The organism is Nocardiopsis quinghaiensis, assembly GCF_008638365.1.
Classification (GTDB): Bacteria; Actinomycetota; Actinomycetes; order Streptosporangiales; family Streptosporangiaceae; genus Nocardiopsis; species Nocardiopsis quinghaiensis.
Window position 1 is genome coordinate 233,574 of record NZ_VWVU01000004.1, and the last position, 22,547, is coordinate 256,120.

26 protein-coding genes are annotated in these 22,547 nt (G+C 72.1%); 21 read left to right on the plus strand and 5 right to left on the minus strand.

Annotated features, from left to right (window positions below):
* Nucleotides 1–6: 6 nt before the first annotated feature.
* Nucleotides 7–777, minus strand: a complete 771-nt coding sequence (locus FYX01_RS11770) for a winged helix-turn-helix transcriptional regulator (protein ID WP_150240514.1) — start codon at nt 775–777, stop codon at nt 7–9.
* 105 nt (nt 778–882) lie between these two features.
* Here FYX01_RS11770 and FYX01_RS11775 point away from each other — a divergent pair, with 105 nt between their 5' ends.
* From FYX01_RS11775 to FYX01_RS11810, 8 genes are all read left to right on the plus strand, one after another.
* On the plus strand, nt 883–1,140 hold the full coding sequence (locus FYX01_RS11775; RefSeq protein ID WP_150240516.1) for a MoaD/ThiS family protein: 258 nt from the start codon (nt 883–885) through the stop codon (nt 1,138–1,140).
* Nucleotides 1,141–1,227: 87 nt separating this feature from the next.
* Nucleotides 1,228–1,494: a glutaredoxin family protein gene (locus FYX01_RS11780; protein ID WP_150240518.1), complete on the plus strand. Its 267-nt coding sequence runs from the start codon at nt 1,228–1,230 to the stop codon at nt 1,492–1,494.
* A gap of 329 nt (nt 1,495–1,823) precedes the next feature.
* Nucleotides 1,824–2,519, plus strand: coding sequence for a redox-sensing transcriptional repressor Rex (locus FYX01_RS11785; protein WP_150240520.1), 696 nt, complete (start codon nt 1,824–1,826; stop codon nt 2,517–2,519).
* A 136-nt stretch (nt 2,520–2,655) separates the two neighbouring features.
* On the plus strand, nt 2,656–4,161 hold the full coding sequence (locus tag FYX01_RS11790; RefSeq protein WP_150240522.1) for a glutamyl-tRNA reductase: 1,506 nt from the start codon (nt 2,656–2,658) through the stop codon (nt 4,159–4,161).
* Nucleotides 4,158–5,150: a hydroxymethylbilane synthase gene (hemC, locus tag FYX01_RS11795; protein ID WP_150240524.1), complete on the plus strand. Its 993-nt coding sequence runs from the start codon at nt 4,158–4,160 to the stop codon at nt 5,148–5,150. The genes FYX01_RS11790 and hemC overlap by 4 nt, the downstream gene beginning before the upstream one ends.
* Before the next feature lie 102 nt (nt 5,151–5,252).
* Nucleotides 5,253–6,935, plus strand: coding sequence for a bifunctional uroporphyrinogen-III C-methyltransferase/uroporphyrinogen-III synthase (locus tag FYX01_RS11800; RefSeq protein ID WP_150240526.1), 1,683 nt, complete (start codon nt 5,253–5,255; stop codon nt 6,933–6,935).
* A 53-nt stretch (nt 6,936–6,988) separates the two neighbouring features.
* Complete coding sequence (hemB, locus tag FYX01_RS11805; protein ID WP_150240528.1) at nt 6,989–7,987, plus strand: porphobilinogen synthase; 999 nt, start codon at nt 6,989–6,991, stop codon at nt 7,985–7,987.
* A 94-nt stretch (nt 7,988–8,081) separates the two neighbouring features.
* Complete coding sequence (locus tag FYX01_RS11810) at nt 8,082–8,735, plus strand: bifunctional DNA primase/polymerase (protein WP_150240530.1); 654 nt, start codon at nt 8,082–8,084, stop codon at nt 8,733–8,735.
* 1 nt (nt 8,736) lies between these two features.
* On the opposite strand, the gene FYX01_RS11815 is transcribed toward FYX01_RS11810, so the two are convergent.
* Complete coding sequence (locus FYX01_RS11815) at nt 8,737–9,399, minus strand: response regulator (protein WP_150240532.1); 663 nt, start codon at nt 9,397–9,399, stop codon at nt 8,737–8,739.
* Nucleotides 9,396–10,715 carry a sensor histidine kinase gene (locus FYX01_RS11820; protein WP_150240534.1) on the minus strand — a complete coding sequence of 440 codons (1,320 nt, stop codon included), beginning with the start codon at nt 10,713–10,715 and terminating at the stop codon, nt 9,396–9,398. Before FYX01_RS11820 ends, FYX01_RS11815 begins: the two co-directional genes overlap by 4 nt.
* Before the next feature lie 203 nt (nt 10,716–10,918).
* Here FYX01_RS11820 and FYX01_RS11825 point away from each other — a divergent pair, with 203 nt between their 5' ends.
* A complete protein-coding gene (locus tag FYX01_RS11825) occupies nt 10,919–11,602 on the plus strand; it encodes a hypothetical protein (protein ID WP_150240536.1) in 684 nt (227 codons plus the stop codon).
* Nucleotides 11,603–11,671: 69 nt separating this feature from the next.
* On the opposite strand, the gene rraA is transcribed toward FYX01_RS11825, so the two are convergent.
* Nucleotides 11,672–12,160 (minus strand): ribonuclease E activity regulator RraA, encoded by a 489-nt coding sequence (gene rraA / locus FYX01_RS11830; RefSeq protein ID WP_150240538.1) that lies wholly within the window; start codon nt 12,158–12,160, stop codon nt 11,672–11,674.
* 249 nt (nt 12,161–12,409) lie between these two features.
* Here rraA and FYX01_RS11835 point away from each other — a divergent pair, with 249 nt between their 5' ends.
* From FYX01_RS11835 to FYX01_RS11855, 5 genes are all read left to right on the plus strand, one after another.
* Nucleotides 12,410–13,108 carry a phosphatase PAP2 family protein gene (locus FYX01_RS11835; protein ID WP_150240540.1) on the plus strand — a complete coding sequence of 233 codons (699 nt, stop codon included), beginning with the start codon at nt 12,410–12,412 and terminating at the stop codon, nt 13,106–13,108.
* Between the two features lie 126 nt (nt 13,109–13,234).
* Entirely contained in the window at nt 13,235–14,530 is a 1,296-nt protein-coding gene (gene hemL, locus FYX01_RS11840; RefSeq protein ID WP_150240542.1) for a glutamate-1-semialdehyde 2,1-aminomutase, read from the plus strand.
* Nucleotides 14,531–14,572: 42 nt separating this feature from the next.
* Entirely contained in the window at nt 14,573–15,208 is a 636-nt protein-coding gene (locus tag FYX01_RS11845) for a histidine phosphatase family protein (RefSeq protein WP_150240544.1), read from the plus strand.
* Between the two features lie 221 nt (nt 15,209–15,429).
* A complete protein-coding gene (locus FYX01_RS11850; protein ID WP_013155353.1) occupies nt 15,430–15,528 on the plus strand; it encodes a 30S ribosomal protein bS22 in 99 nt (32 codons plus the stop codon).
* Between the two features lie 225 nt (nt 15,529–15,753).
* Entirely contained in the window at nt 15,754–16,689 is a 936-nt protein-coding gene (locus FYX01_RS11855; protein ID WP_150240546.1) for an NAD-dependent epimerase/dehydratase family protein, read from the plus strand.
* Nucleotides 16,690–16,852: 163 nt separating this feature from the next.
* Here the strand turns inward: FYX01_RS11855 and FYX01_RS11860 are convergent, their stop codons facing one another.
* The gene (locus FYX01_RS11860) at nt 16,853–17,650 is read right to left on the minus strand and encodes an HAD family hydrolase (RefSeq protein WP_150240549.1); all 798 of its coding nucleotides are present in this window, start codon (nt 17,648–17,650) and stop codon (nt 16,853–16,855) included.
* A 266-nt stretch (nt 17,651–17,916) separates the two neighbouring features.
* Between FYX01_RS11860 and FYX01_RS11865 the strand changes: the two genes are divergently transcribed.
* From FYX01_RS11865 to FYX01_RS11890, 7 genes are all read left to right on the plus strand, one after another.
* Nucleotides 17,917–19,065, plus strand: a complete 1,149-nt coding sequence (locus FYX01_RS11865) for a putative quinol monooxygenase (RefSeq protein ID WP_150240551.1) — start codon at nt 17,917–17,919, stop codon at nt 19,063–19,065.
* Nucleotides 19,066–19,318: 253 nt separating this feature from the next.
* Nucleotides 19,319–20,017, plus strand: coding sequence for an LmeA family phospholipid-binding protein (locus FYX01_RS11870; protein ID WP_150240553.1), 699 nt, complete (start codon nt 19,319–19,321; stop codon nt 20,015–20,017).
* A gap of 182 nt (nt 20,018–20,199) precedes the next feature.
* A complete protein-coding gene (locus FYX01_RS11875) occupies nt 20,200–20,538 on the plus strand; it encodes a TlpA family protein disulfide reductase (RefSeq protein WP_150240756.1) in 339 nt (112 codons plus the stop codon).
* 96 nt (nt 20,539–20,634) lie between these two features.
* Nucleotides 20,635–20,721, plus strand: coding sequence for a putative leader peptide (locus tag FYX01_RS27245; protein ID WP_366930680.1), 87 nt, complete (start codon nt 20,635–20,637; stop codon nt 20,719–20,721).
* Nucleotides 20,722–20,803: 82 nt separating this feature from the next.
* The gene (locus FYX01_RS11880; RefSeq protein WP_150240555.1) at nt 20,804–21,226 is read left to right on the plus strand and encodes a DUF4395 domain-containing protein; all 423 of its coding nucleotides are present in this window, start codon (nt 20,804–20,806) and stop codon (nt 21,224–21,226) included.
* A 79-nt stretch (nt 21,227–21,305) separates the two neighbouring features.
* Complete coding sequence (locus tag FYX01_RS11885) at nt 21,306–22,151, plus strand: sulfurtransferase (protein ID WP_150240557.1); 846 nt, start codon at nt 21,306–21,308, stop codon at nt 22,149–22,151.
* Nucleotides 22,148–22,453: a DUF1416 domain-containing protein gene (locus FYX01_RS11890; RefSeq protein ID WP_150240559.1), complete on the plus strand. Its 306-nt coding sequence runs from the start codon at nt 22,148–22,150 to the stop codon at nt 22,451–22,453. The genes FYX01_RS11885 and FYX01_RS11890 overlap by 4 nt, the downstream gene beginning before the upstream one ends.
* The last annotated feature ends 94 nt before the right edge of the window (nt 22,454–22,547 follow it).

A 22,547-nucleotide genomic window follows, 5' to 3' on the forward strand; every position in this document is an offset into this window, starting at 1 on the left:
CCCCGTCTACATGCGGTGACCCGCCGTCGGAGTCGGCGATCCGGGCAGCGGGTCGGCGTCCTCCGCCGGGACCGCGGGAGCCTTGGCCACGGGGTCGGGCACGAAGCGGTAGCCCACGTTGCGCACGGTGCCGATCAGCGACTCGTACTCCGAGCCCAGTTTGGCGCGCAGGCGCCGTACGTGGACGTCGATGGTGCGGGTACCGCCGAAGTAGTCGTAGCCCCACACCTCCTGGAGCAGCTGCGCCCGGGTGAACACCCGGCCGGGGTGCTGCGCCAGGAACTTGAGCAGCTCGAACTCCTTGAAGGTGAGGTCGAGGATGCGGCCGCGCAGGCGTGCGATGTAGGTGGCCTCGTCGATGACGAGATCGCCCCTGCGGATCTCGTCCGGGTCGTCCGTTCCGGCGTCGGCCGAGCCGACGGCCAGCCGCAGGCGCGCCTCCACCTCCGCGGGGCCGGCGGTGGCCAGGACGAAGTCGTCCGCCTGCCAGTCGGAGGTCAGGGCCGCCACGCCGCCCTCGGTGAGGATGACGATCAGCGGGCAGTCCAGACCGGTGGTGTCGAGTAGGCGGCAGAAGTTGCGGGCCGCGGCGAGGTCGGTCCGGGCATCGACCAGAATGGCGTCGACCGGTGAGCCGGAGCCGCCGGCCGCGCCTGAGGCCAGCAGTGCCCCGGCCTCGGCCGGTGCCACCCGCACGGAGTGCAGGAGGAGGCCGAGAGCGGGCAGTACGTGGTCCGACGGTTCGTTCGAGTTCGTCAACAGAAGCAGATGGCTCATGCGTCTCTTCTCGTCATCCCGCGATGCGGGCGATCGAAGGCGCCATTGCCCCCGGGTGAAGATGTCCTGTACGTCGCCTCCGAGCAACACAAGGATAATCAACAGATGGCGAAGTGCACTATCAGGTACTGGGCAGCGGCCAAGGAAGCTGCCGGAACAGCCGAGGAAACGGTCACCGCCGTCACGCTCCGAGAGGCTCTCGCGGCGGCGTGTCGGCTGCATCCCGACGACCGCTTCCAGCGCGTACTCGGGTCTTCGTCGCTCCTGGTCGACGAGCGCCCGGTCGGGCGCAGGCCGCATGGCGACGTCGAGATCGCGGACGGGACTGTGATCGAGGTCCTACCGCCCTTCGCGGGCGGGTGAGGCGGTGAGGGCGTGCTCGGCGGACACATACCCTGCCGCGTGACGGGCGGAGTTCATCGAACACGCCCCACGGAACAGGGAGGGAACATGACGGAAACCGCTGGATGGGCGGGCCGGGCGCGCGTGGTGATGCTCGGCAAACCGGGGTGCCACCTGTGCGAGGACGCCTGGGGGGTCATCGAGCGGGTCACCGGGGAGCTGGGCGTCAGCCGGGCCCGGGAGCAGTTGGACGATGTGGGCGAGGCCGACCGCGAGGAGTACTGGGACAAGGTCCCGGTAACGTTCGTGGACGGTCGCCGCCACGACTTCTGGAGGGTTAGCGGGGACCGGCTGCGCGCCGCCCTCGGCAGCTGACCGGGAACGCGCCAGGCGACCAGGAAAGACTGATCGTGTCCACAAATCCTCACATCTGATCTATTTCGGTTGTCTCTGTCGCCGTAACGCGAAATCCGACTTTCCAGAAGAAGCGCCGAGGCCCTTCCTCGTGGGAACTTGTGAGCCCGTCGTCACAGCGGACCCCACTTTGTGCGTGCTTTCACAAGCGCGTAATCTAGGGGTTCCAGACCTGTCGGGGGAGCGGGGCGGTACCCCGTCCGCTCCTGGCGCCGGGCCGCGCGGCCCGCCTTCCGCGCGGTCCGTCCCCGTACCAGCCCGCACCGACCGTCGCTCAGGAGCACCCGCCTGTGATCAGTCGTCCACCACGGCCCCGGGACAGGGGCATCCCGGAGGCCACCGTGGCCCGGCTCCCCGTCTACCTGCGCGCTCTCCAGGCGCTCCAGGACCGTGGAACCCTCACCGTCTCCTCCGAGGCCCTCGCCTCCGCCGCCGGTGTGAACTCGGCCAAACTACGCAAGGACCTCTCCCATCTCGGGTCCTACGGAACGCGCGGAGTGGGGTACGAGGTCGAGTACCTCGTCTACCAGATCTCGCGTGAGCTTGGTCTCACCCAGGACTGGGCCGTGGCCATCGTCGGCATCGGCAACCTGGGCCGCGCACTGGCCAACTACGGGGGCTTCGGCACCCGTGGTTTCCGTATCGCGGCCCTGCTCGACGCCGACTCGGCGATGGTCGGACAGAACGTGGCGTCCCTGGACGTGAGGCATATTGACAACCTGGAAGAGGTTGTGCGCACCAAGGGCGTTTCCATCGGCGTCATCACGACGCCGGCGGCCGCGGCCCAGGGCGTGGCGACACGCTTCGTCGAGGCCGGGGTGGCCAGCATCCTCAACTTCGCCCCGGTCGTCCTCAATGTGCCGGACGGAGTCGATGTGCGTAAGGTCGACTTGTCCATCGAACTCCAGATCCTCGCCTTCCACGCGCAGCGCAGGGCCGATGGCGACGGTCGTGGCGTGGGACGCGCGGGACTGGAACTGACGTGAGACATTCGACGATCCAGGGCCGTGAAGGCCCGCATGAGCGGTGGGCGATGAGCGAGCGTGCGCCGCGTTCCGGGAGGTGTGGCCGCCTCCGGAAGCATACGAAGACGCTGTGTGGTGCCTGCATAGGAGAATGCGGATGAGTGTCCTGGCCGTGGGGTTGAGCCACCGGAGTTCGCCGGTGGCGCTGCTCGAACGTGTCGCGTTGAACGGGGAGACGCGGACCAATGCGGTCGGGGAGATGATCGGCTCCGACTCCGTCAACGAGGTCATGATCGTCTCCACCTGCAACCGCACCGAGGTCTACGCCGACGTCTCGGCCTTCCACGGCGGCGTCGCGGCCGTCACCGAACTCCTCTCCTGGCACACGGGCGTCCCGCTCGGCGAGCTGTCCGAACACATGTACGTGCACTATGAGGACCGCGCCGTCCAGCACCTGTTCTCCGTCACCTGCGGCCTGGACTCCATGGTCGTCGGCGAGGGACAGATCCTCGGCCAGGTGCGCGACGCCCTCAAGGAGGGCCAGGAGACCGGTTCCGTCGGCCGCGTCCTCAACGACCTCGGCCAGCGCGCCCTGCGCGTGGGCAAGCGCGCCCACACCGAGACCCACCTGGACCACGCGGGCGCCGACATGGTCAGCTTCGGCCTCACCGTGGCGTCCGGTGGTCTGGGCCTCGGCCCGACCGGCGCCACCAGCACCACCGCCGACCGGACCGTTCCGGCCGTGGACGCGGTGCCCCCCGCGGGCTGCCCCATGTCCGCCGACCTCGGCGACACCGTCGACGCACCCGGCCTCGCCCAGTCCACGCGCGGGCCCCTCACGGGCGTGCGCGTCCTCGTCCTCGGCGCCGGGTCCATGAGCGCCCTGTCCGCCAACACCGTCTCCCGCCAGGGCGCGGCGGCGGTCGTCGTGGCCAACCGCACCCCGGAACGCGCCGCGCGCCTCGCCGAGTGCCTCACCGAGGCGTACGAGGCCGTCGAAGCCCGCGCCGTCCCCTTCAAGGACGCCGCCGGCGCTCTCGCCGACGTCGACCTGGTCATCTCCTGCACCGGGGCCCAGGGCCTCGTCCTCAGCGCCGACGCCGTGGCCGCCGCCACCGCCGCGCGCACGCGTCCCCTGGTCTTCCTCGACCTGGCGCTGCCCCGCGACATCGATCCCGCCGTGCGCGGACTGGCCGGTGTGGAACTGGTCGACATCGAGGACCTGCGCCAGGCCGCCGCCACGGACACCCGCACCGACACGGGCCGCGCCAGCGCCCTCACCCTCGCGCGCGGCATCGTCGACGAGGAGGTCGCCGAGTTCCGCGCGGTCCGCCGCGCCCACCAGGTGACCCCCACCGTCGTCGCCCTGCGCGCCCAGGCCAGGGACGTCGTGGAGTCCGAGCTGTCGCGCCTGCACGGACGCCTCCCCGACGACCTCGACGACCGCTCGCGCGAGGAGATCACGCGCGCCATGCGCCGCGTCGCCGACAAGCTCCTGCACAGACCGACCGTGCGCGTCAAGGAACTGGCCGCCGCGCCGGACGGGGAGTCCTACGAGGTGGCCCTGCGGGAACTCTTCGCACTCGACCCCGGGAACCCGGAGGCGCTGGCCGCTCCCGAGGGACCCGCCACCGCGGCACCGACCGCCCAGGAGAAGCCATGACCGGCACGCCCGCCAACGGTAGCCCCGTCGACAGCGCCCCCGCCAAGCTCGGTACCCGCCGCAGCACCATGGCCACCAGCCAGTCGCGGCTGGTCGCCGACGCCATCACCGAGCGCACCGGTCGGGCGATCGAACTGGAGCTGATCACCAGCTTCGGCGACGTCACCAAGGCCCACCTGACCCAGCTCGGCGGCACCGGCGTCTTCGTCAACGCCCTGCGCGACCAGCTCCACGCGGGCGCCGTCGACTTCGCCGTCCACTCGCTCAAGGACCTGCCCACCACCCCGGCCGACGGGCTCGTGCTGGCGGCCATCCCCGAGCGCGACGACCCGCGCGACGCCCTGTGCGCCCGCGACGGCCTCAAGTTCGCCGACCTGCCCCCCGGGGCCGTGATCGGCACCGGCTCCCCGCGCCGCGTCGCCCAACTCGCCCTGCTGCGCCCGGACCTGACCTACGTGCCGATCCGCGGCAACGCCGAGACCCGCCTGGGCAAGGTCGCCTCCGGCGAGCTCGACGCCGTCGTCCTCGCCTACGCCGGGCTCGGCCGTGTCGGCCGCGCCGACGACGCCACCGACGTCTTCGAGCCCGAGCGGATGCTGCCCGCGCCAGGCCAGGGGGCCCTCGCCGTCGAGTGCCCCGCCGAGCGCCTCGAAGGCGACCTCGCCTACCTGGCCTCGGTCGACCACCCCGCCACCCGCGTCGAGGTCGGGGCCGAACGCAGCGTGCTCGCGGAGCTCGAAGCCGGATGCGCCGCACCCGTCGGCGCCTACGCACGGTACGACGCCGGAACCGGCAGCCTGCACCTGCGCGCCGCCGTGGTCGCCACCAACGGGTCCAACGCCGTACGCCGCGAGCGCACCATCGCACTCGACCCGGCCGGTGACCTGGCCGCCGCCACCGCGCTCGGCCGGGACCTGGCCCGCCAGATGATCGACGAGGGAGCCGACCGCATCGTGGCGGAGGCCTTCGCGGAGAGGGACACACCCTAACCAGGAGCCCACGGCGGGCGTCCTCGGCCGGAGCCCGCCGTACCGCAACCGCCCCGGAGCCGCGCACCGGGGCGCGGGCGACCCACACAGAGGAGCCAGTACGTGAACGCCAACGCCAACCCCCAGCAGGAGGAGCCGCGCGCAACCACGCGGCCCGGGCACGTCGCCCTGGTCGGTTCCGGGCCGGGCGGCGCCGACCTGCTGACCCTGCGCGGCGCCGAGCTGCTGCGCCGAGCCGACGTGGTCATCACGCTGCGCGAGCCAGCGGCCGAGGAGCTCTCGGACTTTCGCGGCGAACTCCTCGCCCACTGCTCCGAGGACGTCTCCGTGGTGGAGGCGGACGAGTGCGGCGGCGATGTCAACGCCCTCGCGCTGACCCGTGCCCGCGAGGGCCGGCGGGTGGTCCGCCTGTACTCCGGCGATCCGTTCTTCGGCTGCCGCGGAGCCGAACTGGTCGCCGCCTGCCACGAGGCCGGGGTGGAGGCCGAGGTCGCCCCGGGCGTCTCCGCGATCACCTCCGTGCCGACCTTCGCGGGCGTACCGCTGATGGACGCGGAAAGCCCCGAGGTGCGTGTGCTCAACGCCCGGATCGAGGGCGGGGTCGACTGGGACGAGGCGGCCGCCAGCGACGCCACCCTGGTCGTCATGGGCGCCGACGCGCCCGCCGGGGAGGCCCCCGGGCACCAGGGGCCCGGCTTCGACGTGCTGTGCAAGGCCCTCGTCGCGGGTGGCCGCCCCGCCACCACCCCCGTCTCGGTCGTGCGCGCCGGGGGCACCACCCGCCAGACCACGGTCACCTCCACGCTGGCCCGTCTGGTCGCCGACCTCAAGGCCAAGGACGCCAAGGGCCACCACGCCACCGCGCCCGCGCTGATGATCGTCGGTCCCGCCGCGGCCCGCCAGCCCGACCTGTCCTGGTACGAGACCCGGCCGCTGTTCGGCTGGCGCGTCCTGGTGCCCCGTACCAAGGAGCAGGCCGCCGCCCTGTCCGACCAGCTGCGCGGCTACGGCGCGGTGCCCGAGGAGGTGCCGACCATCTCCGTGGAGCCGCCGCGCACCCCGCAGCAGATGGAGCGCGCCGTCCGCGGACTGGTCACCGGCCGCTACCAGTGGGTGGCCTTCACCTCCGCCAACGCGGTCAAGGCGATCCGCGAGCGCCTGGAGTCCTACGGCCTGGACGCGCGTGCCTTCGCCGGGGTCAGGGTCGCCGTCGTCGGTGAGGCCACCGCACGGGCGGTGCGCGACTTCGGCATCCAGCCCGACCTGGCGCCGCCCGAGGAACAGCAGTCCAGCGCGGGCCTGGTGTCGGTGTGGCCGCCCTACGACGCCGAGATCGACCCGATCGAGCGCGTGCTGCTGCCACGCGCCGACATCGCCACCGAGACCCTGGCCGCGGGCCTGGACAAGCTCGGCTGGGACGTCGACGACGTCACCGCCTACCGCACCGTGCGCGCCGCGCCCCCGCCCGCTCCTGTCCGAGAGGCGATCAAGGGCGGCGGTTTCGACGCGGTGCTGTTCACGTCCTCCTCCACGGTGCGCAACCTGGTGGGGATCGCGGGCAAGCCGCACAACACCACCGCCATCGCCGTGATCGGCCCCGAGACGGAGAGGACAGCGATCGAGTTCGGACTGCGCGTGGACGTCGTGGCACCGAAGGCGTCCGTTTCCGCCCTCGCGCAGGCGCTTTCGGAGTACGGTTCCGCCAAGAGGCGTGAGGCCGTCGATGCGGGCAAGCCCGTCCTCAAGCCCAGCCAGAAGCGGCGCGGGCGCCGCCGCAAGCTCTGAGAGCCCCGTCCAGCCGCCAGCACGCCGCACGAACCCACGTCGGGAGTCCCGCGATGACAGCTTCCAGCAACGACGCCGCCTTCCCCGTCGCCCGGCCGCGCCGCCTGCGCCGTGGACCGGCGCTGCGCCGCCTGGTCGCCGAGACCCGGGTGCTCCCGGAGAACCTCGTCCTGCCGATGTTCGTCAAGGAGGGGATCTCCGAGCCGGTGGCGATCTCCTCGATGCCCGGCCAGGTGCAGCACACCCGTGACAGTCTGCGCAAGGCCGCCCACGAGGCGGCCGCCGCCGGGGTCGGCGGGCTGATGCTGTTCGGCATCCCCGGGCACAAGGACGAGCGCGGCTCGGCGGCCGACGACCCGGAGGGCGTCGTCCAGGTGGCCCTGCGCGACCTGGCCGCCGAGGTCGGCGACGACATCGTGGTGATGGCCGACCTGTGCCTGTGCGAGTACACCGACCACGGCCACTGCGGCCCGCTGCTGACCGACGGACACGTCGACAACGACCTCACCCTGGAGCGGTACGCGTCCATCGCCGCCGCCCAGGCCGAGGCGGGGGCCGCCGTGGTGGCCCCCAGCGGCATGATGGACGGCCAGGTCGCGGCCATCCGCGCCGGGCTGGACCGCGCCGGACACGAGCGGGTGCCGATCCTGGCCTACGCCGCCAAGTACGCGTCGGCCTTCTACGGGCCCTTCCGCGAGGCGGCCGAGGGCGCGCCGCGGTTCGGCGACCGCTCCGGCTACCAGCAGGACCCCGCCAACGCGCGCGAGGCGCTGCGCGAGGTCGCCCTGGACGTGGCCGAGGGGGCCGACATGGTGATGGTCAAACCGGGCCTGGCCTACCTCGACATCGTGGCCAGGGTGGCCGAGGCCTCCCCGGTACCCGTGTCGGCCTACCAGGTCAGCGGCGAGTACGCGATGATCGAGGCGGCGGCGCAGCGCGGCTGGCTCGACCGCGAGCGGGCCGTCCTGGAGACCCTGACCTCGTACCGGCGGGCGGGAGCCGAGCAGATCCTCACCTACTGGGCGACCGAGGCCGCCCGCCTGCTGCGGTAGAGCGACCAGGCCCCGCCCCGGTCGCGGTCTCCGGGCACAGGGCCTCACGACGACGAGGCCGCGCCTGGATCACGAGGACCACCCGGGAGGCTCCATGGCCGAGGTTCTGTACCGACGTAAGCGGCGTCATGCGGCGGACAGCATGCTCGACGCCGCGCTGGGCTACGCCGGGCTGGGCTGGCCGGTGGCGCGCGGCACCTCGCCCGGCCAGGACCGCGCGTGCAGCTGCGACCGGATGGGGTGTCCGGATCCGGCGGCGCATCCGGTGACGATGGCCTGGGGCGTGGAGGCCAGCACCGACACCGACACCATCCGCCGGTGGTGGGGGACCACCCCGGAGGCGAACATCATCCTGCCCACGGGCCGGGTCTTCGACGTGTTCGACGTACCCCGCGAGGCGGGTGTGATGGCGCTGGCCAGGATGGGCCGCTCGGGGGTGCCCTCGGGCCCGGTGGCTACGGCGGAGTCCTCCCGCTACCTGTTCTTCGTGGCCACCCGTTCCCCGGTCGACGAGGACGAGTGGTGGTCCTGCCACCTGGACTGCGTGCCCGAGGCCGTGGAGGAGATGCCGGGCCTGCGCTGGCACTGCCGGGACAGTTTCGTGCTCGGCGCGCCCTCGCGGATGCCCTCCGGAGACCGGTTCTCCTGGATCCGGCCCCCGCAGGACACGGACGGCTCGGTGGTGCTGCCCGACCCGATCGCGGTGCTCGGCATCCTCGCCGACGCCAGCGAGGAGTTCGCAGGCTAGGTCAGTCCTCCCGGCCGTTCACCCACAGTGCGAGCCGGGTGCGGTCGCGCAGGCCGAGCTTGCGCAGGATGCTCGTGACATGGTTCTTCGCGGTGCCCTCGGTGATGAACAGGGCGCGCGCTATCTCCCGGTTGGTGGCGCCCGTGCCCACCAGCCGGGCCACCTCCTCCTCGCGCTCCGACAGCGGTGACGCGGCCCCGGGGGAGGGCGACCGCACCGGAGCGGGACCGGGTTCCGTGCCCAGGGCGGCCACCAGGCGTTCGGCCGCGGGGCCGCCGAGGACGGTCTCCCCCCGGGCGACGCGGCGGATCGCCGACACCAGTTCATCCGGCGGCACGTCCTTGAGCAGGTAGCCGCGCGCCCCGGCACGCAGGCCGCCGAAGACCAGATCGTCGTCGTCGAACGTGGTCAGCACGACGGCCGGAACCCGCGGGTACTCCTCCCGCATACGGGCGATCAGCTCCACCCCGTCCATACGCGGCATGCGGGCGTCCACCAGGGCCACGTCCGGGGCGGGGTCGGCGGCCGAGAGGAACTCCAGGGCCTCGATCCCGTCCGCGGCGTCGCCGACGACGTCGATGCCCTCCTCGACCTCCAGCAGCTTGCGCAGGCCCTGGCGCAGCAGGACCTGGTCGTCGACGATCAGGACCGAGACGGCGGTCACGCGACACCTCCGGCCACGCCGGGGGCGGTCTCCCGCGCGTGGGCGTCCGCGGGAACCTCCACCCGGAGGCGGAAACCGCCGGCGCCCGGATCCCCGACGGCGGCGCCGTCCGCGGGCAGGTTGCCGCTGCCCACCGTCCCGCCGGCGGCCGCGACCCGCTCGGACAGGCCGCGCAGCCCGAACCCGCCACGCACCGCCTCCTCCGGGGCGCCACCGCCGTTGTCGGTCACCGTGACCGCGACCCCGTCGGCCCGGGCGTCCACCTCCACCTCGATCCGGTCGGCGCCCGAGTGGCGCATCGCGTTCGTCAGTCCCTCCTGGAGCGCCCGGTAGCAGACCAGTTCCGACTCCTCCGGCAGGTCGGGCCAGGTGCCGGTGCCGGTCGCCGTGAACCCGATCCGGATGCCCCCGCCGTCGAAGGAGGCCGCCATCGCCCGCATCGCGGCCACTCCGACGCGCCCCTCCAACCTCAGGGGGCGCAGTGCGCGGACCCAGCGCCGGGTGTCGGTGAGGGCCTCCCGGGCGAGTTCGCGGGCCTGCTCCACCTCCTCCCACGCGGCGTCGGGCCGGGCGGTGCGGAAGCGCAGCGCGTTCGACAGCGACATGGCGAGCACGGTCAGGTAGTGGCCCGTGCTGTCGTGCATCTCCCGGGACATGCGGGCGCGCTCCTCGGCCACGGCCAGTTCACGTATGCGCCCGGAGCGGCGGCGCAGCTCCTCGTGCGCCTCCTCCAGCTCGGCCAGGAGCTCCCTCGTGTGCTCGGCCCTCCGCGCGGCCACGGCCAGGCCGACGAACACCATCCCCGACGCCATCACGATGAACAGCAGGACCAGCCCCGCGAACAACCCCGTCACGAACGGCGTCCCTGGGATCAGGAGGGGCAGGACGAGGCTGAACACCAGGACGATGGCGCCGTAGCCGATCCCGCCGGGCAGCCCGAACACGGCCACCGCGTTCATGGTGCCCACGCACAGCAGCAGGAGCGTCGTGTGGTTGCTGTTGAGCATGCAGAGGACCGTGAGGATCAGGAAGGCCGCGCTGGCCGCCTTGCGCGGCCACGGCGACGCCGTCGACCAGGCCAGGAACGGCCACAGCGCACAGCAGGCCAGCAGGGCGGCGGTGTTGACGGCCAGGGCGGTGTCGATCACCGGGTCGCCGCTGGGAAAGGGTGACCGGCCGCTCAGGAACACCAGCGCGTAAAGGCCGGCGCTGATCGCCACCGAGCCCCAGAACAACAGCCTCAACACCCTGGGCGGACTGTTCTCGTGCAGCGTGACCCAGGAGGACGGATCAGGCAGGGGGCCGAGCGTGCGCATTCCCCGAGCGTAACCGGGGAAACGGCGTGGGAACCGGCGGGCGGGGTCATGCCCTGAGCACGTTCGCACCATGACCTCCGGCATGTCCGGGGCTTCGGGAACGCCATGACCGCACCGTGCCGCCCGGTCGACGCGCTCCCCGCCCTGTCCTTCCTAGGGTCTTCCCGGAGCACGGACGCGGAACGGGAGAAGGAGCGACCGGTATGGAGAACAGGACGGAAGAGAATGTCGACAGGCCCGGTGCGCCCGTCGCGGGGATCCTCGTCGCGGTGGTGGGCATCGTACTCATGGCCCTCGTCTCCTGGACGGCCTGGCCCGACCTGCCGGAGGCGGCGCACGGCGGCGGGACCGGCAGGGACGGTACGTCCGACACGGTCCCCCGCCCGGCACTCGTGCTGACCCTGCCCCTGAGCACCGCGCTCCTGACGGTCGTGGTGCCGGCGAGCACGCTCCTCGGCCACCGGCTCCAGGGGGCGCTGGGGATCCCCGGCGTGCCCACGGCGCGGAGCACCACCCGGGGCGCGAACGTCGTCCTGTCCCTGCTGGCTCCGCTCCTGCTGGTGGTGCACGGCGCCCTCGTCCTCGGCCAGGCCGGATGGGACGTCCCGATCCTCCAGGTCGTGGGCGTCGCGACCGGCCTGTTCCTGGCCGCCATCGGTGCGGCCCTGCCGAGGCCGGAGCCGGGGGACGGGCACGAGCACCCCCTCGTCCGCTGGTGGGCGGCCACCCACACGCCGTTCAGGATCGCCCTCGCCCTGGTCGGCCTCGCGCAGGTGGCGGTCGCGCTGGCCGTCGACCATGCGCTGGTCTTCTCCCTCGCCCCGTTGCTGGTGCTCCCCGCGATGTGCGCCGCCATGGTCTATCCCCTCCTGCGCGGCCGGGTCTGACCGCACGGGACGGATGCGACGGAGGGGCCGTCGCGGCGACCCCTCCGCCCGCCTGCGCGTGGCCGGGTGTCAGAGCGCGATCTCCTCGGCGTTCACGACCACGCCGTCCTCGTCGCCGTAGAGCCACTCGCCCGGGACGAACGTGACGTCGCCGAAGGAGACCGGCACGTCCAGGCGTCCGGCGCCGTCCTTGAGGGACTTGCGGGGGTTGGAGCCCAGGGCCTTCACCCCCAGGTCCAGACCGCCCAGGGCACGGGTGTCGCGGACCGCGCCGAAGATCACGGCACCGGCCCAGCCGTTGGCCACGGCCGCCTCGGCGATCATGTCGCCCATCAGGGCGGAGCGCAGCGATCCGCCACCGTCCACCACCAGGACCGCGCCGTCGCCGGGGGTGTTGAGGACCTGCTTGACCAGGCCGTTGTCCTCGTGGCACTTGACCGTGCGGATCCGGCCGGAGAACACCTCGCGTCCTCCGAACCGGCGGAACTGCGTGGAGCAGCTGCGCAGGGTGTCGCCGTGGTCGTCGATGAGGTCCGCCGTGGAGAAGTTCGAGGTCATGACAGCTCCGGTCTCGGGGAAACGGATGGACACCACCAAAGTTACTCGTCGGTACCGCCGGCTCCTTGGCCGGTGCCGCCCGCCTCTTTCGTCGGTACGGCGCTCTCGGGGGCTTTCGTGGGGTCCGTTCGGTGACAGGATGAACCCCTTCCCGTCACCGAACCGTGGGAGTCCCGTCATCTCCGGACGGGACGTCGCCCAGTTCCTCCCCCTGCGCGCGACCCTCCCCGTACGACCCACTGGAGAGAGATGGTCTCCGAGATCCTCGCCGTCAGCGCCGCCTGGTCCCGAGCCGTGATCGAGTCCGCGGTGGACCTCCCCTCGTGGACGCAGGACGCGGCCCACGCGGGCACCGACCTCTTCCTGGGTGTGTTCGCCCTCCTCTTCCTCGCCGCCTGGTGGCGCGCCCGGTCCGTGAGCCCGCGCCTGGTCGGCCTGGCGCTGTTCGCCCCCGTGGCGACCGTCGTCGCCTACGCGGTCAGCAACACGGTGAAGTCGTTCTTCGAACAGACGCGCCCCTGCCAGGCGATGACCGACCTGGCCACGATCGCCACCTGCGACCCGGTCGGGGACTGGTCCTTCCCGAGCAACCACGCCGCGATCGCGGGCGCCGCCGCCGCGGCACTCGTCCTCGCCTGGCGGCGCATCGCCGTCGTCGCCGTCCTGGTCGCCCTCCTGGAGGCCTTCTCCCGGGTCCTCGTCGGCGTCCACTACCCGCACGACGTCACCGCCGGACTCCTCATCGGAGCCACCGTCGCCGTCCTGGCCTCCCTCGCCACGGCCCGCCCGATGACCGAGCTCACCGGAATCCTGGCCCGAAACGACCGCCTGCGCCCCCTCGTGCGCGCCGACCGGCCCGGAGCTCCGGACACGGTCGCGCGGCCCGCTCCCGCCACCTCCGAGGACACCGCCGAGACCCCCGCGGGCGACCGCCCCGTCCGGGTCTGAACGCACTCCCGTGTGCTCCGTCCCGGAACGGTACGGGGCACACGGGGGTCCGGACCTGGGCCGGACTCCGGCCTGTGCGAGGCGGGTCACGGCCTCGGAGCAGGACACAACTGACACACTGGTGAAGTGGGTACTCAACAGAATTCAGCAGAGCTCTTCCAGCGTGCCTCCGCCGTCGTGCCCGGCGGCGTGAACTCGCCTGTGCGCGCCTTCGGCGCCGTCGGCGGCACTCCGCCCTTCTTCGTCAAGGGCGAGGGCCCCTACCTCACCGACGCCGACGGCCACCGGTACGTCGACCTCGTGTGCTCCTGGGGGCCGCTCGTCCTCGGCCACGCCGCCCCCGCCGTCGTGGAGGCCCTCCACGGCGCGGTCGAGGCCGGCACCTCCTACGGCGCGCCGACACCCGGCGAGGTCGAGCTCGCCGAGCTGATCGTCGGACGTACCCCCGTGGAGAAGGTCCGCCTCGTCAACTCCGGCACCGAGGCCACCATGTCCGCGATCCGCCTCGCGCGCGGCTTCACCGGACGCAGCAAGATCGTCAAGTTCGCGGGCAACTACCACGGACACGTCGACGCGCTCCTGGCAGCCGCCGGTTCCGGGCTGGCCACCTTCGCCCTGCCCGACTCCCCGGGCGTGACCGGCGCCAGTGCCGCCGACACCCTCGTGCTGCCCTACAACGACACCGAGGCCGTCGAGCGCGCCTTCGCCGAGTACGGCGACGACATCGCCTGCGTCATCGCCGAGGCCTGCCCCGCCAACATGGGCGTCGTGCCGCCCGGGGCCGGGTTCAACGCACGCCTCAAGGAGATCGCGCACGCCAACGGGGCCCTGCTCGTCCTCGACGAGGTCCTCACGGGCTTCCGCGTCAGCGCCTCGGGCTGGTACGGCCTGGAGGAGGTCGTCCCCGACCTCATGACCTTCGGCAAGGTCATGGGAGGCGGCCTGCCCGCCGCCGCGTTCGGCGGCCGGGCCGAGATCATGGACCGCCTCGCCCCGAACGGCCCCGTCTACCAGGCGGGCACCCTGTCCGGGAACCCGCTGGCCACCGCCGCCGGACTCGCCACCCTGCGGGGCGCCACCCCCGAGGTCTACGCCCGCATCGACCACGTCTCCGAGCAGGTCCGGACCGAGGTCTCCAAGGAGCTCGGCGCCGCCGGGGTCGCCCACCGCGTCCAGAGCGGCGGCAGCCTCTTCACGGTGTTCTTCACCGACCGGGAGGTCGTCGACTTCGACACCGCGCGCACCACCGACACCGCGGTCTTCTCCGCGTTCTTCCACGCCATGCTCGACCAGGGCGTGTACCTGCCGCCCGCCGCCTTCGAGGCGTGGTTCTTCTCCGCGGCGCACGACGACGCCGCCGTCGACAGGGTGGTCTCGGCACTGCCCAGGGCGGCCCGGGCCGCTGCCGAGGCTCAGGGCTGACCCGTCCCTGACGCCCATGACCCCGAAGGAAAGACACACACGATGACGACGACCACCGTCGTGCACCTGCTGCGGCACGGAGAGGTGTACAACCCGGGCAAGGTGCTCTACGGAAGGCTCCCCGGCTTCCACCTCAGCGACCGGGGCCACCAGATGGCCGAGATGGCCGCCGAGTGGTTCGACGGCCACGACATCGCGGCGCTGTTCTCCTCGCCGCTGGACCGGACCCAGGAGACCGCCGTTCCCCTCCAGAAGGCGGCGGGCCTGTCCGTCACCCTGGACGACCGGCTCGTCGAGGCGGCCAACAAGTTCGAGGGCATGGCGCTGTCGCGGCGCTCGGTGCGCGACCCCCGCGTGTTCAGCCGGGTCTACAACCCGTTCCTGCCGTCCTGGGGCGAGCCCTACTCCGAGATCGTCGCCCGCATGGTGGAGATGGTCAAGGTCGCCCGTCGCGCCGCGTGGGGGCGCGAGGCCGTGTGCGTCAGCCACCAGCTCCCGATCTGGATGGCGCGCCGCGCGGCCGAGGGCAAACGCCTGTGGCACCGGCCGGACCTGCGTGAGTGCAACCTGGCGAGCGTGACGTCGCTGACCTTCGTCGAACAGCGCCTGACCAGCGTCAGCTACGCTGAGCCGGCCGCCGTCCTGTACAAGGACGAACCCGCGCTCCCCGGGGCGTGACCCGGAGCGCTTACCCGTAGCGGTAAGCTGGGGCTTCGGGTGCGGTGGGTGCGCTCTCCAGCGCTGGCCTTCCCGGGGTCGTCCCGGTCGCACCGGCCACCCCCGCGTCCTGCGCGGGTCGGTGCCCAGTGGGCCCAGCGACCGCATCCGAGCTCCTTGCCGGTTTCCACCGTCCAGCGGTGCGGCATGTCCGTAACTCTCGTCAGCGAGAAGGTGATCCCATGGGTTCCGTCATCAAGAAGCGCCGCAAGCGGATGGCGAAGAAGAAGCACCGCAAGCTCCTCAAGCGCACGCGTGTCGCGCGTCGCAACAAGAAGTAGGAGCGGTTGCGGCGAACGTCGTCTCTCCGCGGGCGCGGGCGCGCCACAGGCACGCCCCGGACGCGGAGACATCTTCGTCCTTGTGCGGCCTTTGCCGTAGCAATGGAATTTTCTGGGTGAGGCGCTGTTGTGCCTCACGGGTCGCGGTCGCCGGTTCACCCTCGGGGTGAACGGTCCGCGGGCCTACCGGAACAGCTCCCGTCTCCTTCCAAGGAACGTGTCGCCATGGCTCGTGTCGTACTCGTCACAGGGGTCTCCAGCCCCCTGGCCACCAGGGTCGCGCAGTCCCTGAGCGAGGAGCCCGGTGTCCGCCGGGTGATCGGTGCCGACTCCTCACCGCCGTCCACGGACGCGCCGGGGGTCGAATACTCCCATGTCGACCTGCACGACGGGAGCCTGGACCGGATCGTCACCGACTCCGGTGCCGACCTCGTCCTGCACCTGGGCCTGGACACCGTGAACGTCCCGAACCGGGAGGACAACGTCCTGGGCACCATGCGGGTGCTCGGCGCGGCCCAGCGCTCCACCACCGTTCGGCGTCTGGTGGTGCGGTCCAGCGCCACCCTGGACGCCGACGACGCGGCCGAGGTCGAACGGCACACCCGTGGCCTGCAGCGCCGCCGCCCCGACCTGTCGGTGGCCGTGCTGAGGTTCGCCAACCTCATCGGCCCCTCGGTGCGCACCCCCCTCACCCGTTACCTGGACTCACGCTTCGTGCCCACGGTGCTCGGCAGTGATCCCCGCGTGCAGTTCCTGCACGAGGACGACGGCGTCGAGGCGCTGGTGCGCATGGCGCTCAGCGACAGCACGGGGTCCTTCGACGTGGCGGGCGCGGACTCGGTCCCGCTCTCCCACTGCCTGCGCCGCGTCGGCGGCCAGCGGCTCCCCGTCCCCAAGCGCGGCCTCAGGGTGCTGCGCGGTCTGGCCAGGCACGGCCGGATCGCCTACGCGAGCTCCAGCGCCTCCCGCGCGGTGCGGACCGAGCTGGACACCTCCGGAATGGACTCCGGCTCCCTGGAGCGGGTGCTGGACTGGTCGCCCGCCTACAGCTCGGTGGAGGCTTTCGACGCCTACGCCGACAGCCGGCACCCGTCCTCACGCGGAGACGGCCTGCGGCCCGTCCACGTGCTCGCGCTCGCCAGGGCCACACTGGGCCGCTGAGGGCCCTCGCCCGGCAAGGGCGCGGCCCGGGCCTGGAAAGGCCCGGAAAGGGCTTCTGGCGGCTTTTCGGGCAGCCTGGAACGCTCCGGCCCCCAGAGCCCCTCGTCATCCAGCGCGACAGTCGGCGCCCGGCGGCACCGCGCCCCCCGAGAGCGTCCCTTCCTCAGCCCGCCCTGTGGTGTCTCACCGCGCGTAGCGCCACCGCGCCGGCGACCGCACCCGCCATGGCGGCCGGAACGGCCACCCGCAGTGCCGTCCGGTGCCGCCGGAAGTCGTGTACCGGCCACCCGTGCGTGCGCGCGTACCGGCGCAGGTCGGCGTCCGGGTTGACCGCGTGCGGGCGCCCCACCAGGGACAGCAGCGGCAGGTCGTTGGAGGAGTCGCTGTAGGCCGAACAGGACGCCAGGTCCCACCCCTGCCTCCGCGCCAGCGCGCGCACCGCCACGGCCTTGGCCGGACCGTGCAGCAGGTCCCCGTTCAACCGCCCCGTGTACACCCCGTCCACGTTCTCGGCCTCGGTGCCCAGGGCACCGGTCAGCCCCAGCCGCCGCCGGATGATCTGCGCCAGTTCCACCGGGGTCGCCGTCACCAGCCACACCGGCCGCCCCGCGTCCAGGTGTCCCTGGACCAGCGCCCGGGTGCCCTCCCAGATCCGGTCGGCCATGGTGTCGTCGTAGATCTCCTCGCACAGGGAGACCAGGTCGTTCACGTCGTGCCCGGCCACGAAGGCCAGCGCGGCCTCGCGCGCGGCGTTGATGTGCTCGGGCTGCTCGCTCCCGGTCACCCGGAACACCGTCTGCCCCCACGCGAACCGCACCAGGTCGCGGGTGGTGAACAGGTCGCGGGAGGCCAGGCCGCGGGCGAAGTGGTAGATCGACGCACCCCGCATCAGGGTGTTGTCCACGTCGAAGAAGGCGGCCCCGGGGCCGTTCGGCGGCGGGGGCGCGACGTCGTGTGACACGGTTCTCTCCTGGCTTGGGCGGGGGAGACGGCCCTCTGGTGCGGTCGGGCCTTCCGGTGCAGGGGCGGCGCTCCCCGCGTAGTTGCGAGCCTACGGCCACCCGCGGGGCGGGTGCGGCCTCTGCGACGCGGTGACAAACTGGGTGATGAAGGTCACAGTGTGAATCACTGCCGTGGCCTCCACTCTGCGGGATCTTCCCCGAGGCGAACCCCCCATACCTGCACCGAGTGCACATCCACCCACCAACGTGCAGCATCATTGTCGGGATGGTGACGGTAGGACTGGCATTCATAAGCGCGTTGGTGGGCTGGAGCGCCACCGCCGCGCTCGCCGCCTATGCCCAGCGCCGTCCCGGTGTGGCCTCCGTCGGCTGGCTCGTCGCCGCACTGGGTACGACGGTCGGGCTCAGCGCGGGCGTGGTCGGGACGATGTTCGAGTTCGGGGAGACGACCTTCCGAATACTGCACATCGGCATCAGCCTCCTGGGCCCGCTCTACATGGCCTGGGGCGCCTTCGAGTACGGCGTCCGCTCGCCCCGCGGCCGGTTCACCTCGCGACTGTTCCTCAGCGCGTTCACCATCGTTCCCCTGGTGGTGCTGTCCGTCGACCGGGTGAGCACCCGCTTCGGCGCCTCCTACCCCGCTCTGGGCGACCACTACGACCTCATCCCGCGCTCGCTCGTCAACGTCGCGCAGGTACTCGTCGCCGTCCTCCTCGTCACGGCGCTCGCCGCGGTCGCCAGACGCGCCTCCGGCGACCGCGGCACCGACCTGTCGGTGCTGGGGCTGGTCGCCCTGGCCGTGCTGCTGTCCGTCCTGGTCGGCCGTCTCGGTCTCGGCGCCTGGGGCGCGCTGCTGATGCTCGGAGCCGTCTCCGCCCTGTGGGGCGCGGCGGCCGTGGCCGCGCGTCCCCGCCGCGATCCCTATGACGACTACGGCGACTACGACGACTACGACTACGACGACGCGGACGAGGACCTCGACGACGAACTTCTGGAGGAGCCCGTGCGCCGCAAACGCCGCGAAGCCGACCCCTACGACGACTACTACGACGGTCCGCCGGTCCGGCAGGCCCCGCCCGCCAAGCTGCGCGGCGTCATCACCATCTACACGCTCGCCGACGGTCGGGGGCCGGGCTTCGACCGTCTCGCCGAAGCCGTCGTCGCCCGGGTCTCCGACCGGGAGCCCGACACCCTGCTGTTCGCCTGCCACACGGTGCCCAGCGCCCCGCTGCAGCGCATCGTCTACGCGATCTACCGCGACGAGCTGGCGCAGGAGGAGCACGAGCAGCAGCCGCACGTGCTGGAGTTCTCCCGCCTCAGTACCCAGCACGTGGTCGCCACCAACGTGATCGAGCTCTCCCTCTCGGGTGCGGCGGCCAGTGACGGCCTCACCGCCATGCTGATGCCCCACTGAGACACGGGCCCGCGGCCCCGGGAAGTCCCGTGGCCGCTCCTTGTCACGCCGGGAGAATGTCTCGAATCGGTGTACTTGTCCAGGCATAATGAACCACCGAAAGGCTCCCGGCGTCCCATCTCGGGTGAAGTAATCTTCCCTACAGGTTTTTCATGACCGGTGCCCGACGGGCACCGATGGCGTGTGACCGGAACCGGCGGGACGACCCAGTCGCGAGCGCGCCGGAACGAAAGAAAGTGTGCTGGGATCTCCGATGCGTAAGTTCCTCGTCGTCCTTCTCGTCCTCCTGGCGGCCCTCGTGGTGGCGGCCGACATCGGGGCCCGCGGCTTCGCGCAGGACATGGTCGCGCGCCAGGTGGCCCAACAGCTCCAGATGTCCGAGGAGCCGGAGGTCTCGATCGAGGGCTGGGCCTTCCTGCCGCAGGCGCTCAGCGGGACCTACTCCGAGATCAACATCACCGCGGCCTCCGCCACCATGGACAGCATCACCGTCGAGCAGGTCGACGTCACCGCCACCGAGGTCGAGGCGCCCCCCGCCGAACTGCTCGACCAGCCCAGCGTGGTGGCCGGGCGGCTGGACGGCTCCTTCACCGTCCCCTACTCCTACTTCAACGCGTACCTGCCCGAGGGGATCACCATCACCACCGAGGGCGACGAGCCCCGCATCAGCGGTGAGCTGGCCCTGCCCGGATCCGGTATCAGCACCCCCGTCGACGCCGGCGGCGAGTTCGCCGTGGAGGACGGCACCGTGACCGTCACCCCGGTCGACATCCAGATCGGCGCCGCCCCGGCCGGCGTCGGCGACACGGTCTCGGGCATGCTCACCTCCAGCTTCCAGGTCCCCCAGCTGCCCTTCGGCCTGACCGTCACCGAGGCGGAGACCACCTCCAGCGGCCTGCGGGTCACCGGTACCGCCCAGGACGTCCCGATCATGGGGTCCGAGGCGGCCTGATGGACCTGCCCGGAGTCGTCGCGCTCGCGGCGACCCTGATCCTGGCCACCGTCGCCGGACTGGTGTGGCGGCGGGGCCTGGGGCGCTTCCGCGCGCCTTCGGGCCCGCGCGGGCGCGCCGTCCCCGCGGGTGGCCGGCGGAGGGTACACCGGGAGGGGAGCACCCAGGGGGAGGAGAACGACATGGCGGAATCCGTCGACGGCGCCGCGGGCGGCACCCTCACCGGCGAGGACATCGGCGCCGCGCTGGGGGAGCGCGCCACGCTCGTGCAGTTCTCCACCGCCTTCTGCCAGCCCTGCCGGGCCACCCGGCGGATCCTGGACGAGGTCGCGGACATGGTCCAGGGCGTGGCGCACGTGGAGGTGGACGCCGAGTCCAGGCTCGACCTCGTCCGTCGCCTGGACATCCTGCGCACTCCCACCGTCCTGGTCCTGGACGCCTCGGGCCGGACGGTGAGCCGGGCCAGCGGGCAGCCCCGCAAACCGGACGTGATCGCCGCGATCGGCGCGGCGGTCTCCTGAGCCACCTCCCGGCGAACGCCCCACCGGGGCGGATATCGCCTCTGTGACCCACCACACCCGTGACAAACGCGTAATGGGGGCTGTAGCGTCTGGGGTGTGACTTCCTTGACGAGCGCGTATCTGACGAAGCGACGGGCAGTGGACTTCTGCCGCGTCGCCGCCGCGCTCTGTCTGTGTTCCTAGGGCGGACGGCCCCCACGGGCCCACGCCTCTTCCGTGCGACAGGTTCCTCGTTCTCCTCGTACGCAGCTGGGGACATCACGCCATGCAGGTCGACCCTCGCGGGCAGCGTTTCGCGGCTGCCCTGACCACTCTCGTACTGGCCACGGCCCTCGCCACCGGCAACCCCTGGGTTCTCGGCTTCCAGGCGCTGGTCTTCGCCGTCGCGGTGGTCATGGGAGTCCGCCGGTCGCCCTACGGCCTGCTGTTCGCCGCCGTGGTGCGCCCCGGGCTCGGCCCCCCGGCCGAGTCGGAGGACGCTCGGCCGCCCCGGTTCGCACAGGGAGTGGGCCTCGCCTTCGCCGCTCTCGGACTCGTCGGATACCTGGCGGGCCCGGAGTGGCTCGGTATCGCCGCGACCGCCCTCGCACTCTTCGCCGCCTTCCTCAACGCCGCGTTCGGCTACTGCGCGGGGTGCGAGACCTACCTTCTCGGCCGACGCCTGCTGGTGTCGGTGAGGACGGCCTGACCCCCCTCACCCCGGGGTGACCGACCCCGGGAGCACCGACGCACACGCGACACCGCACAAGAAACACAGGAGGTTCCCTATGAGCCGCTCCGACGTCCTCGTGGACGCCGACTGGGTGGAGGCTCACCTGGACGACGACAACGTGGTCCTCGTCGAAGTCGACGAGGACACGTCCGCCTACGACAAGGGCCACATCCGTGGCGCCGTCAAGATCGACTGGAAGACGGAGCTGCAGGACCCGGTCCGCCGTGACTTCGTGGACCGCACCGGCTTCGAGAAGCTGCTGTCCGCCAAGGGCATCGGCAACGACGACCAGGTCATCCTGTACGGCGGCAACAACAACTGGTTCGCCGCCTACGCGTACTGGTACTTCAAGCTCTACGGCCACGACGACGTCCTCCTGCTGGACGGCGGCCGCAAGAAGTGGGAGCTCGACTCCCGCGAGCTGGTCGAGGAGGTCCCGGACCGGGCCCCCACCCAGTACACCGCCAAGGAGCAGGACTCCTCGATCCGCGCCTTCCGTGACGAGGTCGTCCAGGCCATCGGCGACAAGGACCTGGTGGACGTGCGCTCGCCCGACGAGTTCACCGGCAAGCTGCTGGCCCCCGCGCACCTGCCGCAGGAGACCTCGCAGCGTCCCGGCCACATCCCGACCGCGCGCAACATCCCGTGGGCCAAGACCGCCAACGAGGACGGCACCTTCAAGAGCGCCGACGAGCTGCGCGAGCTCTACACCGGGGCCGGGGTGGACCTGGACAAGGACATCATCGCCTACTGCCGGATCGGCGAGCGCTCCTCGCACACCTGGTTCGCCCTGCACGAGATCCTGGGGCTGGAGAACGTCAAGAACTACGACGGCTCGTGGACCGAGTACGGCTCCCTGGTGGGCGTGCCGGTCGAGCTGGGAGAGGCCGAGGCCAAGTGAGCGACAGCTGCGGAGCACCGGTCGGCGGTGTCGCCCTCGCCGACGTCGACGCGGGCGACCAGGCGGTCATCCAGGGCGCGGTGACCCGTGACGGCGAGCCGCTGCGCGGGGCCTACGCCCGCCTGCTCAACTCCTCCGACGACTTCGTCGGCGAGGTGGCCACCGGCGAGGAGGGCACGTTCCGCTTCTTCGCCGCCGACGGATCCTGGAAGGTCCGCGTGCTGGCCTCCAAGGGCTTCACCGCCGAGTACACGGTGCAGGCCGAGGTGGGCAAGGTCATCGACCTGCAGGTCCAGGCCTAGGGTCTGTTCGGCGAGCGGGGCCCGAGCATGAAGCGAAGCGCAGCGGAGCTTCAGGGAAACACGGCCTAGACGCTCCGCCGACGGCGGACGACAG

What these genes read in the sequence shown, in the direction of transcription:
- FYX01_RS11770 (WP_150240514.1), bottom strand. Translation starts at nt 777, where the DNA reads ATGAGCCATCTGCTTCTGTTGACGAACTCGAACGAACCGTCGGACCAC.
- FYX01_RS11775 (WP_150240516.1), top strand. Translation starts at nt 883, where the DNA reads ATGGCGAAGTGCACTATCAGGTACTGGGCAGCGGCCAAGGAAGCTGCC.
- FYX01_RS11780 (WP_150240518.1), top strand. Translation starts at nt 1,228, where the DNA reads ATGACGGAAACCGCTGGATGGGCGGGCCGGGCGCGCGTGGTGATGCTC.
- FYX01_RS11790 (WP_150240522.1), top strand. Translation starts at nt 2,656, where the DNA reads ATGAGTGTCCTGGCCGTGGGGTTGAGCCACCGGAGTTCGCCGGTGGCG.
- hemC (WP_150240524.1), top strand. Translation starts at nt 4,158, where the DNA reads ATGACCGGCACGCCCGCCAACGGTAGCCCCGTCGACAGCGCCCCCGCC.
- hemB (WP_150240528.1), top strand. Translation starts at nt 6,989, where the DNA reads ATGACAGCTTCCAGCAACGACGCCGCCTTCCCCGTCGCCCGGCCGCGC.
- FYX01_RS11810 (WP_150240530.1), top strand. Translation starts at nt 8,082, where the DNA reads ATGGCCGAGGTTCTGTACCGACGTAAGCGGCGTCATGCGGCGGACAGC.
- FYX01_RS11820 (WP_150240534.1), bottom strand. Translation starts at nt 10,715, where the DNA reads ATGCGCACGCTCGGCCCCCTGCCTGATCCGTCCTCCTGGGTCACGCTG.
- FYX01_RS11825 (WP_150240536.1), top strand. Translation starts at nt 10,919, where the DNA reads ATGGAGAACAGGACGGAAGAGAATGTCGACAGGCCCGGTGCGCCCGTC.
- rraA (WP_150240538.1), bottom strand. Translation starts at nt 12,160, where the DNA reads ATGACCTCGAACTTCTCCACGGCGGACCTCATCGACGACCACGGCGAC.
- FYX01_RS11835 (WP_150240540.1), top strand. Translation starts at nt 12,410, where the DNA reads ATGGTCTCCGAGATCCTCGCCGTCAGCGCCGCCTGGTCCCGAGCCGTG.
- FYX01_RS11845 (WP_150240544.1), top strand. Translation starts at nt 14,573, where the DNA reads ATGACGACGACCACCGTCGTGCACCTGCTGCGGCACGGAGAGGTGTAC.
- FYX01_RS11850 (WP_013155353.1), top strand. Translation starts at nt 15,430, where the DNA reads ATGGGTTCCGTCATCAAGAAGCGCCGCAAGCGGATGGCGAAGAAGAAG.
- FYX01_RS11855 (WP_150240546.1), top strand. Translation starts at nt 15,754, where the DNA reads ATGGCTCGTGTCGTACTCGTCACAGGGGTCTCCAGCCCCCTGGCCACC.
- FYX01_RS11865 (WP_150240551.1), top strand. Translation starts at nt 17,917, where the DNA reads ATGGTGACGGTAGGACTGGCATTCATAAGCGCGTTGGTGGGCTGGAGC.
- FYX01_RS11870 (WP_150240553.1), top strand. Translation starts at nt 19,319, where the DNA reads ATGCGTAAGTTCCTCGTCGTCCTTCTCGTCCTCCTGGCGGCCCTCGTG.
- FYX01_RS11875 (WP_150240756.1), top strand. Translation starts at nt 20,200, where the DNA reads ATGGCGGAATCCGTCGACGGCGCCGCGGGCGGCACCCTCACCGGCGAG.
- FYX01_RS11880 (WP_150240555.1), top strand. Translation starts at nt 20,804, where the DNA reads ATGCAGGTCGACCCTCGCGGGCAGCGTTTCGCGGCTGCCCTGACCACT.
- FYX01_RS11885 (WP_150240557.1), top strand. Translation starts at nt 21,306, where the DNA reads ATGAGCCGCTCCGACGTCCTCGTGGACGCCGACTGGGTGGAGGCTCAC.